At 70.4% G+C, this 13160-nt stretch carries 10 protein-coding genes and 2 pseudogenes; 9 read left to right on the forward strand and 3 right to left on the reverse strand.

All coding sequences use genetic code 11. The features are described 5' to 3' along the window. Positions 1-81 precede the first annotated feature (81 nt). Positions 82-1101, reverse strand: a pseudogene (locus AB0O67_RS24850) (coagulation factor 5/8 type domain-containing protein); the annotation flags it as partial. Between AB0O67_RS24850 and AB0O67_RS24855 the strand changes: the two are divergent. The 8 genes from AB0O67_RS24855 (at position 1043) to AB0O67_RS24890 (ending at position 11303) form a co-directional block, all read left to right on the forward strand. Then, positions 1043-1927 carry a substrate-binding domain-containing protein gene (locus tag AB0O67_RS24855; protein ID WP_365453909.1) on the forward strand — a complete coding sequence of 295 codons (885 nt, stop codon included), beginning with the start codon at positions 1043-1045 and terminating at the stop codon, positions 1925-1927. The pseudogene AB0O67_RS24850 and the gene AB0O67_RS24855 overlap by 59 nt on opposite strands. A 368-nt stretch (positions 1928-2295) precedes the next feature. Beyond that, positions 2296-3612 (forward strand): sugar ABC transporter substrate-binding protein, encoded by a 1317-nt coding sequence (locus tag AB0O67_RS24860; protein WP_365453912.1) that lies wholly within the window; start codon positions 2296-2298, stop codon positions 3610-3612. 14 nt (positions 3613-3626) lie between these two features. After that, positions 3627-4628, forward strand: coding sequence for a sugar ABC transporter permease (locus tag AB0O67_RS24865; protein ID WP_365453915.1), 1002 nt, complete (start codon positions 3627-3629; stop codon positions 4626-4628). A 7-nt stretch (positions 4629-4635) separates the two neighbouring features. Next, on the forward strand, positions 4636-5475 hold the full coding sequence (locus AB0O67_RS24870; RefSeq protein WP_365453990.1) for a carbohydrate ABC transporter permease: 840 nt from the start codon (positions 4636-4638) through the stop codon (positions 5473-5475). 29 nt (positions 5476-5504) lie between these two features. Next, positions 5505-6863 carry a GH1 family beta-glucosidase gene (locus AB0O67_RS24875; RefSeq protein WP_365453918.1) on the forward strand — a complete coding sequence of 453 codons (1359 nt, stop codon included), beginning with the start codon at positions 5505-5507 and terminating at the stop codon, positions 6861-6863. 167 nt (positions 6864-7030) lie between these two features. Further along, a complete protein-coding gene (locus AB0O67_RS24880; RefSeq protein WP_365453921.1) occupies positions 7031-8908 on the forward strand; it encodes a discoidin domain-containing protein in 1878 nt (625 codons plus the stop codon). A 70-nt stretch (positions 8909-8978) separates the two neighbouring features. Beyond that, the gene (locus AB0O67_RS24885) at positions 8979-10073 is read left to right on the forward strand and encodes an alpha/beta hydrolase family protein (RefSeq protein WP_365453924.1); all 1095 of its coding nucleotides are present in this window, start codon (positions 8979-8981) and stop codon (positions 10071-10073) included. A gap of 348 nt (positions 10074-10421) precedes the next feature. Continuing rightward, a complete protein-coding gene (locus tag AB0O67_RS24890) occupies positions 10422-11303 on the forward strand; it encodes a serine/threonine-protein kinase (RefSeq protein WP_365453993.1) in 882 nt (293 codons plus the stop codon). Positions 11304-11416: 113 nt separating this feature from the next. On the opposite strand, the pseudogene AB0O67_RS24895 reads toward AB0O67_RS24890, so the two are convergent. Together AB0O67_RS24895 and AB0O67_RS24900 are read right to left on the reverse strand one after the other, a co-directional pair. Further along, positions 11417-12106, reverse strand: a pseudogene (locus AB0O67_RS24895) (hypothetical protein); the annotation flags it as partial. Positions 12107-12129: 23 nt separating this feature from the next. Continuing rightward, the gene (locus AB0O67_RS24900) at positions 12130-12396 is read right to left on the reverse strand and encodes a hypothetical protein (RefSeq protein WP_365453927.1); all 267 of its coding nucleotides are present in this window, start codon (positions 12394-12396) and stop codon (positions 12130-12132) included. Positions 12397-12713: 317 nt separating this feature from the next. On the opposite strand from AB0O67_RS24900, the gene AB0O67_RS24905 reads away from it, so the two are divergent. Beyond that, positions 12714-13136 carry a WXG100 family type VII secretion target gene (locus tag AB0O67_RS24905; protein WP_365453930.1) on the forward strand — a complete coding sequence of 141 codons (423 nt, stop codon included), beginning with the start codon at positions 12714-12716 and terminating at the stop codon, positions 13134-13136. Positions 13137-13160: the final 24 nt, after the last annotated feature.

The following is a 13160-nucleotide window of genomic DNA, read 5'->3' on the forward strand; positions in this document are numbered from 1 at the left end:
CCGCCCCCGACGACGGCCGCCCGGTCGGGCCGTGGGCGGCCCCACCTCCGCAGAGGGGGTGGGGCCGCCCTCGGCGCGCGGTCACGGGAACGACACCACCGTCGAAGGCACCGTCGACGTCCCCGAGGTCGGCGCTCCCGTGTCGTTGATGACGTGCGCGTACTGCCCGTTGCCGCCGAGCGAGACGACGAGCAGGTTGTGGAAGCGCACGCCCGAGCGCACGGGGGCGGCGAAGCCGTGGTGCTGCACGATCGACGGGGCCACGTTGTAGTAGCAGTAGCTGCCCATGCCCCAGCCCTCGTGCGCGGTGACGTTGTCGCCGACGCGGTAGGCCGCGTAGCCCCGGATCGAGCCGTTCTGGATGGCGGCCTGGTTCGGCGCGTCGTACGCCTTCTCGTTCTGGAAGAAGATCGTGCGGCCGCGCTCGCCGAACCACTGGACGTCGTACTTGTTGAAGTGCTCCACGAACAGCCCGGTCGCCAGCACGTCGTGGCCGTTGACCACGAGGCCGTAGTCGGCCCTGTTGGTCTCCCAGCCGACGCCCTCGCCGTGGTCGGCGCGCCAGATCCAGGTGTGGTCGATGATCGTGTGCCGGCTGTTGACGACCATGCTGGTGGTGGCCTTGCCGGGGCCCGCGCCGCCGATGCGGATGAAGACGTCCTGCACGGTGATCGGATTTGCGGAGTGGTCCCGGGAGCTGCCGCTCGGGCCGATCTCCACCAGTGTCGGGGAGTTGACCGGCCCGGCGTCGACCAGGAAACCGGCCAGGCGTACCCCGTCCACGTCGGCGACCTTCACCGCGGTCACGCCGTTGTCCGGGATGATCGTCGCGTAGCCGAGGCCGAGGACGACGGTGCCCCCGCGGTTCACCTGGATCGGCTGGTCGACGTGGTAGATGCCCGGCGTCAGCAGCAGGTGCAGGCCCTCCGCCAGGGCCTGGTTGAGGGTGGCGGCGGAGACGCCCGGCTTGGCGACGTAGAACTGGGTCAGTGGCAGCGAGGTGCCGCGCGGGGTGCCGTTGCCCCAGGTCACGCCGCGCGCGTTGGTGCGCTTCTCCGGCAGGAAGACGCGGTACTCGCTGCCGTTCAGATGGAGGAACGGCGCGGGCGACGCCTCCGACGCCGAGCAGGACGCCTTCGCCACGCGGGTGTTCGCCGACCCCTTCTTCGGCCGCGTGGTCGGCGGTGTGGTCGGGCATCTCAGGCCGCGCTCGATGCACCCGGTGCTGATGTTCGCCGAGACGCCCGAGGCCCGGCAGGAGGTCGTGACGTATCTGCGTCAGGGCAGCGCCGACGGCGCGCTGGTGGTCTCCACGCACCCCGACGACCCGCTGCCCGCGCTGCTCGCCGACGCACGGCTGCCGGCGGTGCTGTTCGCCCGGCCAGGGCGCCCGGTGGCGCTCAGCTACGTCGACCTCGCCCACCGGGACGGCGGCCGGCTCGCCGCCGAGCATCTCCTCGCCCGGGGCTGCCGCCGCGTCGTCACCGTCGCCGGCCCGCTGGCGGTCGCGGCGAGCCAGGAACGCCTCGCCGGGTTCCGCGACACCATGGCCCGGCACGGGCATCCGTACCTGCCGGTCGCCGAGGGCGGCTTCACGGTGGACAGCGGTATGGCGGTGATGACCCTTCTGCTGGCCGAGCACCCGGACCTGGACGGCGTGTTCACAGCCAACGACCTGATGGCCCAGGGTGCCGTCCAGGTCCTGCGCGACCACGGACGCCGGGTCCCGCGGGACGTCGCCGTCGTCGGCTTCGACGACTCCAGCGTGGCCGTCACCTGCCGGCCCCGACTCACCACCGTGCGTCAGCCGGTGGAGGAGATGGCGGCGACGATGGCCCGTCTGCTCGACGAGCACATCAGGGGCACCCGCGCCGAGCCGACGTCGGTGATATTCGATCCGGAACTCGTCGTCCGCGACTCGGCGTAGTCCGACGGGTGGACAGCGCGTCGCCGACGGGGCGGTGCGTTACAGGAGTTGGGCGCTTCCTCGGGGGCCCGCGGCCGGTCGAGACCCAACCGTTGCACAACGGCACCCCGGCCCGACCCCTCACAGGTCCGGGCCATAGTCCCAGGTCATCGGCGGCCCGCCCGCCGTACCTGGCCCTCCGGTACGCGCCGTCTCCCGTCGAACCCGCCAAGAGACGCTGCCGGACATCTTGACGGGCCTTTCTCTTGAGGTTTAACTCACGTCCTAAATTAAGCCATGAGGGGCTTCGGAGCGTGAACGCGAACGGGCGTCGTACGCCTCCGGGCCGTCCTCGGACTTCTCGACTCCCGGAAGGGACACCAGGAGCCATGCGCAGCATCCGAGCCGCGGCCGTAGGCGCCGTCACCCTGTCTCTCGCTCTCACCGCCTCGGCCTGCGGAGGCGGTTCCGCCTCGGGCGGCGGGTCCAACGACTCGCCCAAGACGCTGACCTACTGGGCCTCCAACCAGGGCGCCAGCGTCGAGGTCGACAAGAAGGTCCTCCAGCCCGAGCTCGACAAGTTCGAGAAGCAGACCGGCATCAAGGTGGAGCTGGAGGTCGTGCCCTGGTCCGACCTGCTGAACCGGATCCTCACCGCCACCACGTCCGGACAGGGCCCGGACGTGCTCAACATCGGCAACACCTGGAGCGCCTCCCTCCAGGCCACCGGCGCGCTGCTGCCGTGGGACGCGAAGAACCTCGACAAGATCGGCGGCAAGGACCGCTTCGTCGACTCGGCCCTCGGCTCGACCGGCGTCCAGGGCCAGGACCCGGCCGCCGTGCCGCTGTACTCGATGGCCTACGCCCTCTACTACAACAAGAAGATGTTCGCCGACGCGGGCATCTCGCAGCCCCCTGCCACCTGGGACGAGCTGGTCGAGGCCGGCAAGAAGATCTCCAAGGACGGCAAGTGGGGCCTCGGCGCCGAGGGTTCGAACCTGTCGAACAACATCCACCAGGTCTTCGTCCTCGGCAAGCAGCACGGCGCCGACTTCTTCACCGCCGACGGCAAGCCCGACTTCACCTCCGAGGGCGCGGTCGCGGCCGTCAAGCAGTACGTCGACCTGATGGCGGGCGACAAGATCATCGCCCCGGGCAACGCCGAGTACGCGCAGAACCAGTCGCTGAGCGACTTCGCCAAGGACAAGACGGCGATGGTGCTCTGGCAGACCGCCTCGGCCACCTTCGCGTCGATGGGCATGAAGGAGGACGACTGGGGCGTCGCCCCGGCCCCCGTCCAGTCCGGCGAGCCCGGCACCGGCACCAACACCAACTCCATGGTCGCCGGCATCAACATGGCGGTCTTCAAGAACTCGGACAACATCGACGGCGCCACCGAGTTCGTGAAGTTCATGACCAGTGACGCCGAGCAGAAGATCCTCAACAAGGCCTACGGCTCCATCCCGCCGGTCAAGGCCGCGCAGTCCGACGCGGCGTTCAACTCCCCGGCCACGGCCGTCCTGCGCGAGACCCTGGCGAGCAGTGCCTCCGCCCTGCCCCAGGTCCCGGACGAGTCCCAGTTCGAGACGGCCGTCGGCACGGCGGTCAAGGAGCTGTTCGCCGACGCCGCGGCCGGCCGCTCGGTGACCACCGAGTCGGTGAAGGCCGCGCTCGCCAAGGCCCAGCAGCAGATGCCGACGAAGTGAGCCCGGACACCACCATGACCACCACCACCGCCTCGGCACGGCCCGGTGAGCGGACGGTCGGCAAGAACTCCCCCGGTGCGGCGCGCGGCCCCCGCCGCCGCACCGGGCGGATCCGCCGGATCGGCCTGCCCTACCTGCTGCTGCTCCCCGCGCTGGCCCTCGAACTCCTGGTCCACCTGGTGCCGATGGTCATCGGCATCGTGATGAGCTTCAAGGAACTCACCCAGTTCTACATCCGGGACTGGAGCCTCGCCCCGTGGACCGGCGTCGACAACTACCGCATGTCGGTGGACTTCGACGCCCCCGTCGGCCAGGCGCTGCTCGACTCGTTCCTCATCACCTGCGCCTTCACGATCCTGTCCGTCGGCCTGTGCTGGTTCCTCGGCACCGCCGCCGCGGTCTGCATGCAGGACACGTTCCGCGGCCGGGGCCTGCTGCGCGCGCTGTTCCTGGTGCCGTACGCGCTGCCCGTCTACGCCGCCGTCATCACCTGGGCGTTCATGTTCCAGCATGACAACGGCCTGGTGAACCACGTCCTGCACGACCAGTTGGGCCTCACCGACAAGCCCTCCTTCTGGCTGATCGGCGACAACAGCTTCATCGCCCTGCTCGTCGTCTCGGTCTGGAAGGGCTGGCCGTTCGCCTTCCTGATCGTGATGGCCGGCCTGCAGAACATCCCCAGGGACCTGTACGAGGCGGCGGCCCTGGACGGTGCCGGCGTCTGGCAGCAGATCCGCCGCATCACCCTGCCCTCGCTGCGCCCGGTCAACCAGGTGCTGGTCCTGGTGCTGTTCCTGTGGACCTTCAACGACTTCAACACGCCGTACGTCCTGTTCGGCAAGGCGGCACCGGCGGCGGCCGACCTGATCTCCATCCACATCTACCAGTCGTCGTTCGTCACCTGGAACTTCGGCGCCGGCTCGGCGATGTCGGTCCTGCTGCTGCTCTTCCTGCTCGTCGTGACGGGCGTGTACCTGCTGCTGACGTCACGTGGCCGGAGGTCCACCCATGTCTAGGTCTCCGATGGCGGCGCCCCGCTCCTTCCTGTGGACCCGCCGGATCTTCCTGACCCTGCTCACCGGCTTCGTCCTGCTGCCGGTGTACGTCATGGTCTCCAGCTCCCTCAAGCCGCTCCAGGACGTCTCCAGCTCGTTCCGCTGGCTGCCCAGCGAACTGACCGTCCGCCCGTACATCGACATCTGGTCGACGGTCCCGCTCGCCAAGTACTTCGTGAACTCCCTCGTCGTGGCGGGCGCGGCGACGGTCTGCTCGGTCGTGATCGCCGTCTTCGCCGCCTACGCCGTCAGCCGCTACGACTTCCCCGGCAAGCGCGTCTTCTCGGTCACCGTGCTGTCGACGCAGATGTTCCCGGGCATCCTCTTCCTGCTCCCGTTGTTCCTCATCTACGTCAACATCGGCAACGCCACCGGCATCGCGCTGTTCGGTTCGCGGGGCGGCCTGATCCTGACGTATCTCACGTTCTCGTTGCCGTTCTCGATCTGGATGCTGATCGGCTACTTCGACTCGGTGCCGCGCGACCTGGACGAGGCGGCACTGGTGGACGGCTGCGGCCCGCTGCGCGCCCTGGTGCAGGTCGTCGTGCCGGCCGCGATCCCCGGCATCGTCGCGGTCGCCGTCTACGCCTTCATGACCGCCTGGGGCGAGGTGCTCTTCGCGTCGGTGATGACCAACGACACCACCCGCACCCTCGCGGTCGGCCTCCAGGGCTACTCCACGCTCAACGACGTGTACTGGAACCAGATCATGGCCGCCTCGCTCGTGGTGAGCATCCCCGTGGTCGCGGGCTTCCTGCTGCTCCAGCGCTATCTCGTCGCCGGGCTGACGGCCGGAGCCGTCAAGTGACCAACGCTCCTGTCTCCGAAGGGACTTCCGTGACCATCGACCTCGCCGCACTCCCGCACGACTTCCTGTGGGGCACGGCCACCTCGGCGTACCAGATCGAGGGAGCCGTGGCGGAGGACGGCCGCTCGCCGTCGATCTGGGACACGTTCTCGCACACCCCCGGCAAGATCGCGGGCGACGACCACGGCGACGTCGCCTGCGACCACTACCACCGCTGGCGCGAGGACATCGACCTGATGCGCCGGCTGGGCACCAACGCCTACCGCCTGTCGATCGCCTGGCCGCGCGTCGTCCCGGGCGGCGACGGCCCGGTGAACCCGAAGGGCCTGGCCTTCTACGACGAACTGGTCGACGGGCTGCTGGAGGCGGGCATCACCCCCTCGGTCACCCTCTACCACTGGGACCTGCCCCAGGCGCTCCAGGACCGCGGCGGCTGGCCGGAGCGCGAGACGGCCGAGCACTTCGCGGCGTACGCGGCCGTGGTGGCGGAGCGCCTCGGCGACCGCGTGTCCCACTGGGCGACGCTCAACGAGCCCCTGTGCTCCGCCTGGATCGGCCACCTGGAGGGCAAGATGGCCCCCGGCTGGACGGACCTGACGGCGGCGGTCCGGGCCTCCTACCACCTGCTGCTGGCGCACGGTCTGGGCATGCAGGCCGTCAAATCGGCGGCCCCGCACGCCCAGGTCGGCATCGTGAACAACCTCTCCACGATCCACGCGGCGACGGACCGGCCGGAGGACCTGGCGGCGGCCCGCCGCATGGACGGCCACACCAACCGCTGGTGGCTCGACCCGGTGCACGGCCGGGGCTTCCCGCAGGACATGCGGGAGGTCTACGGCGTCGACCTGCCGGAGCAGCCGGGCGACATGGACCTGATCGGGGCGCCGCTCGACTGGCTGGGGCTGAACTACTACTTCCCCCAGACGGTCGCCGACGACCCCACCGCCCCGGCCCCGTTCGTCCGCACGGTGCGCCGCGACGGCGTCCCGCGCACCGGGATGGACTGGGAGATCGACGCGAGCGGTGTCGAGGAACTGCTGCTGCGCCTGACGGAGGAGTACGGACCGCGCAAGCTGTACGTCACGGAGAACGGCTCCTCCTTCCCCGACGTGGTGCGCCCCGACGGCACGATCGACGACCCGGAGCGCCAGGCCTACCTGGTCCAGCACCTGGCGGCGTGCGCGTCCGCGGCCCGCAAGGGGGCCCCGCTGGCGGGGTACTTCGCCTGGTCGCTGCTGGACAACTTCGAGTGGGCGTACGGCTACGACAAGCGGTTCGGGCTGGTCCACGTCGACTACACGACCCAGGTCCGCACGATCAAGGGTTCCGGCCACCGGTACGCGGAGATCGTCCGCGACCATCGGGGCCAGGTGCGCGAGGCGGCGTAAGGGCCCGGCGGGTCGACAGACCCCGTGGTGGGCGCGGTCGCGGGAGTCCGCGCCCACCACGGCTCCCGGCAGCCCCTCTTGCATGTCAGGTACACGCCAATCGGCCTCACGCACCACGGCAAGCAGTACGGCAATCACCACGACATCCGCGCGTAAGGAGACCCCGCATGCAGCTCCGCACACCCCGCGTCCTCGTGACCTCGTTGACGGCCGTCGCCCTGCTGTCCGCAGGCCCCGGCCTCACCGCACCCGCCGTCGCCGGGCCGTCGGCCGTGGCGGCCTGGGACACCGACCGGGCCGCCTCCGCCTACGCGGCCGTCCCGTCCTCCGTCACGGCCTCCGGCAGCGAGAACGCCGGCACCGCCCCCGGCCTGGCCTTCGACGGCAACGGCGGTACCCGCTGGTCGAGCAACTTCGCCGACGACGCCTGGATCCGCGTCGACCTCGGCTCGACGATCCGCGTCGACCGGGTGGTACTGGACTGGGAGGCGGCGTACGGCAAGAGGTACGTCCTGGAGGCCTCGCGCAACGGGACCGACTGGACCCCGTTCTACACGGAGACGGCCGGCACGGGCGGCTCGGTCACGGCCCACACCTATCCGCAGGAGGTGACGGCCCGCTACGTCCGCATGCGCGGCGTCGAGCGTGCCACCGCCTGGGGCTACTCACTGTTCTCCTTCAAGGTCTACGGCGGCGAACCGGCCCCCGCGTCCACCACGCGCACCAACCTGGCCCTCAACCACCCGGCGTACGCGAACTTCTACCAGCACGCGGGCAACTTGCCCGCCTTCGTCACGGACGGCGGCCGGCCGGCCGACCTGAAGGCGGACGTGAGTCGCTGGTCCAGCGACTGGAACGCCAACCGCTGGGTCTCGGTCGACCTGGGCGCGACCTCGACCATCGACACCGTCGACCTGTACTGGGAAGCGGCCTACGCGGTCGACTACGAACTCCAGGTCTCGGACGACAACCGCACCTGGCGCACGGTGTACCGCCCGACGGCCGCCGAGGTCGCGGCCCGCCGCGCGGACGTGAAGTCACCCGGCGAGGCGACCGGCCGCCACGACTCGGTCCGCCTCCCGTCCCCGGCCACCGGCCGCTACGTCCGCATGCTCGGCAAGGAACGCCGTTCCTTCCACAACCCGGCGCCCCACACGGCACAGTTCGGCTACTCGCTCTACGAGTTCGAGGTCTGGGGCACGGGGGGCAGCGCGGCGGCGGCGTACCCGGCGCTGCCGGGCGACCAGCCCGGCACGTACCGCACCACCTTCTTCGACGACTTCACGGCGCCGTCACTGGACCGCGGCAAGTGGCGGGTGGTCCGCACGGGCACGGAGATGGGCTCGGTGAACGGCGAGGCACAGGCGTACGTCGACTCCCCGGACAACATCCGCCTGGAGAACGGCGCGTTGGTGCTCCGGGCCAAGCACTGCAAGGGCTGCACCCAGGCGGGCGGCGGCACGTACGACTTCACGTCGGGCCGCATCGACACCAACACCAAGTTCGACTTCACGTACGGCAGGGTGAGCGCCCGCATGAAGCTGCCGGTCGGCGACGGCTTCTGGCCCGCGTTCTGGCTCCTGGGCAGCAACGTCGACGATCCGTCCGTCTCGTGGCCGTCCTCCGGCGAGACCGACATCATGGAGAACGTCGGCTACGCGGACTGGACCAGCACCGCCCTGCACGGCCCCGGCTACTCGGCCGACGGCAACATCGGCGCCCGCCAGACCTACCCGAACGGTGGCCGCGCCGACCAGTGGCACACCTACGCGGTGGAGTGGACGCCCACCGGCATGAACTTCTACGTCGACGACCGCCTCGTCCAGCAGACGACCCGCAACAAGCTGGAGTCGACGCGCGGCCAGTGGGTCTTCGACCACAACCAGTACGTGATCCTGAACCTGGCCCTGGGCGGCGCGTACCCCGCCGGCTGGAACCAGGTCACCACTCCCTACTGGGGCCTGCCCCAGTCGAGCGTGGACCGCATCGCGGGCGGGGGAGTGCAGGCGGAGGTGGACTGGGTCCGCGTGGAACAGAAGGGCTGAGTGACCCGGCGGGAGACGGGCCGTCGGTGGCCGACGGTCCGTCTCCCGCCCAGCCCCGTTCGATGGCACCATGCTCCACAGCCGCTTCGTCGATCTGTCCGGGCAGCAGCGAAGCACACCGCAGGGAGCCGCCGTGATCACGACCGTTACCGCCGTCCTGACCCCCCTCCGTTCCCGTGTCCTGCTCGTCCTCGCCGTGCTGCTCGCCACCGTCGCGCCTGCCGCACCGACGCTCGCCACCGCGCCCGCGCCGTCCGGCGCGGGCGCGGTGGCGTCGGGGCGGGGAGCCGAGGTCGTGGCGGTGACCCAGGTAGCCGACCGGCAGGTCGATCTGTCGGTGCGGTCGACCGCCCTGGGCGGCCGCACGGTGAAGGTCCGCCTCCTCACCCCCGACGGCTGGAACCCCGACGACCGGCGCCAGGACTGGCCGACGTTCTGGCTGCTGCACGGCTGCTGCGGCGACTACACCTCGTGGACCCGCATGACCGACGTCGCGGAGACCGACAGCCTGCGCGACGTACTCGTGGTGATGCCGGAGGCAGGCTGGAACGGCTGGTACAGCGACTGGTGGAACCACGGAGAGGGCGGCGACCCCGCGTGGGAGACCTTCCACACCAGGGAACTGCGACGGCTCCTGGAACGTGACTGGGGCGCCGGCGACGACCGCGTGGTGGCCGGCCTGTCGATGGGAGGCCAGGGCGCCCTGATGTACGCCGCCCGGCACCCGGGCATGTTCAAGGCGACCGCCGCGTACTCCGGCTCGGCGCACCCCCTGCTGAACGACGAGTCGGTCAACCGCATCATGGGCCTCCTCGCAGGCCAGGGCAACGACCCGCTGCGGGTCTGGGGCGACCCCGTGGCCCAGCGCCGCATCTGGCAGGCCCACGACCCGTTCCACCTGGCGAAGCGACTCAAGTTGCTGCCCGTCTACCTCTCCTGCGGCGACGGCACGGCGGGCCCGCTCGACCCACCGGGCGCCACCAACGCCCTGGAGGCCGACTTCAACCGCCAGAACCAGGCACTGGCCGACGAGTTGCAGCGCCTGGGCGCCAAGCGGCTCACGACCCACTTCTACGGCCCCGGCACCCACACCTGGGCGTACTGGGAGCGCGAACTCCACGCGTCCCTGCCGATGCTGCTCGCCGCGCTGGGGGTCGGCGGATGACCCCGGACGCGCGCCGGGACTCCGTCCCGCTCGGTGCTGCATTTGCCGGGAATCGGCCACACCGGCTCCGGCCTGCTCCGTCAGGACACCTCGGGGCGCACGAGTGCCGGGCGGATGGCTCGCCGGTGCGGCGGGCGTTGGGGTCCCGTGGTCCTCGATGATCTTCCCGGTGAGCGCGGGGCTGGTTGACTTCATCCGCGCGGGCCGTCGGCACTGAGCCTCCGGACAGGCAGTCCGTGCAGCGGCATACGGTTGGGGTTCACCGAAGGAAGTGACGTGGAGCAATTCGCTGCGGGTAAGGTTCTGCGCGGCAGGTACCGGCTGGACCGGATCCTGGGCAGAGGGGCGATGGGGCACGTCTGGCAGGGAAGGGACGTGTATCTGGAGCGTCCTGTCGCGGTCAAGACCATCGCCGCGGATCTCTTGGCCCTGCCCGACTGGCGCCATACCGCCCTGGCGCGCTTCGAGAGGGAGGCCAAGGCCGCCGCTCGTCTGGACCACGCCAACATCACCACCGTGTACGACGCGGCTGTCACCGAGGACGTCTGCTGCCTGGTGATGCAGCTCGTCGACGGGACGACACTCGACAACGTCATCGACGGCGCCGACGGTGGGCGCCTATCCGTGCCTATGGCGGTCTCCGTAGCCGCGCAACTGTGCTCAGGGCTGTCCGCCGCGCATGAGGCAGGCCTTGCGCACCGCGACCTCAAGCCTCAGAACGTCATGGTCCGCACCAGCGGTCTGGTGAAGATCCTCGACTTCGGTCTCGTGAAGGTTCTCTCGGACACCGACCCGCGGCTCACCATGACGGGCGAAACGCTCGGCAACGTGTCCTACGCCTCGCCCGAACTCCTGGCCGGTGACGAGCCGTTGGACGGTAGCAGCGACCTGTACGCGGTGGGGTGCTTGCTGCATCACATGCTCACCGGCCGCCCTCCCTTCCACGGTGAGGGCCCCGCCGAGCTGCTGAGCCGGCACCTCACCGCGTCCCCGCCCCGGTTGGCCGCCCACGGGGCCGACGCCCCCGGCGCGGTCCAGGATCTGCTGCACGCATTGCTCGCCAAGCGCCCCGAGGATCGTCCTGAGAACGCGGTGGATGTGTACGCGGCTCTCGCCCCATACCTGCCGGCCCCCGAACCGGCACTCGCGATCCGCAGGATGCCGCCGGAGGACCCCAGGCGGCCGTTCCTCGTGCCCCCGGCGATCATCTCGGTCGGGTCGTCCAGGTAGTACCGGTCGCGGGCCCGGCGCCCGCCGAAGGCGACCACCAGGGCGTTGCCGGTCCTGCGTCCGGCGCGCCCGGCACGCTGCACGTAGTTCGCCGGGCCGCCCGGTAGCGAGCCGAGCAGCACCGCCGACAGGTCGCCGATGTCGAGGCCCAGTTCCAGGGTGGGCGTGCAGGAGAGCACGTTGGGGTCGGTGCAGTGGGCGCCCTGCCGGAACGTCCGCTCCACACGTTCCCGTTCGGGCCGGGTCAGCATGCCGGTGTGCTCGGCTGTGACGACCCGGTAGGTGCCACCGGTCAGGTACAGACGGCGGTAGTAGTCGGCCCGGTAGTCGCGCTCCAGTTTCCCGCCGAAGCCGCCGCTGCCCGCCCCGGTCGACGACATGCCGTACTGCGGAGGGGTGAGGATGCCGGTGCAGCGCCAGCGCGGGCAGGGGTGCCCGTACCAGCGGGTGCGCCGCTCGGGCGGCACCACCTGCTGCCAGCCGCACTCCTTGCAGGCCACGAACGCCTTGTTGACCAGGTCGTCCGCCAGCAGCCGCACATGGATGTGGCCCGGCTGGAGCCCGTACACGCGGGTGGTGCGGTCCTTGGCGGTACGTGCCGACAGCACCCCCTCGTCCGCGAGGACGGGCAGCAGCCGGCGCAGGTACTCGGGCGCCTGCTGCGCGTCCAGTCCGAGGCAGCGCCGCGTCCAGTCCTGGTACCAGTTGCCCCGACCGGTGATCGTGTCGAACTTCGTCTTCTCCTTGGGGCCGTCGAGCAGGAACCTCGGCGGCGCCACGTACCCCTCGGGGAAGGCCGGCATGCCTTCCGGCCGCTGCCCGGAGATCAGGTACTGGTTGACGCCCGCTTCCTTGATCCAGGTGTCCAGCCACCGGTGCCGCACGCCGCCGCGCAGCCGCACCCGCTCCAGCAGCCCCCGTACCGGTCAGGCGTGGGCAGTCCGCCCTCCAGACCCAATTGCCCCGGCAGCGTGAGGTGGAGGTCGCAGGCGAGCGCGACGGTGCGGTCCGGGTCGGTGACCACGACCTCCGCGGCCGTGGTCCGGGTCAGCTCCAGGGTGCGTCCGAGCCGCGACCGCAGCCCGAACTCCATGACGAGGACCTTTCGGGCAGGACGGTTACCGCGACCGCCGGGCGCACCGCACCGTGACAGCCGGCGAAGGCACCGTGACGATCAGCGTCAAAAATAACGCCCACCTCGGAAATCGGTACCCACCTGGTCGAATTCCCGGACTCGGCCGCACGGTACGCGGGTGCCTGGTGATGCCCATGGCCGAGGGTGCCGTGCCTGCCCGTCGGCTGCCCTTCCCCGGGCCCCCGCCGGGCGTCGGCTTCGGAAGGGCGCGAGGTTAGGATCACCGTGCACATGTGGTTTGCCATGCCGAAGTCACGGGGGCGGAGGTACGAAGCATGGGTGTACGTGCAGTGGGCGGGGGCCAAGAGGGCGGCGTCGATCTGAAGGTGTCCGGCCAGGACCTCACCAAACTGGCCGATGACCTCGACGACATGCAGGCTCACCTGGACCAGCAGGTGAGGCGGATGGACGCGATCGTCGACCGCATCGAAGCGGGTTGGCGAGGACCGGCGGCGACGGCGTACCGCGGGTTCCACCGGGCGGCGGCCGAGGACGCCGTGCGCATCCGCGAAGTGATCCGTCACCTCGAGCAGGCCGTACGCCTGAGCAGGGACGGCTTCACGCAACAGGAGCTGGACGTGGTGGCTCGAGTGCGGCGCATCCAGGTGGACATCGACAGCGAAATCGACAAACTGTCGTCACCGAACCCGGAGACGGTCGAGCCCGTCCCTCCGCGCAGCAGCTTCGACTCCTTCTGACGGCCTTTGCGAGAACCACTGCCG

Source organism: Streptomyces sp. NPDC086077 (assembly GCF_040686175.1).
In the GTDB taxonomy this organism is placed as follows: Bacteria; Actinomycetota; Actinomycetes; order Streptomycetales; family Streptomycetaceae; genus Streptomyces.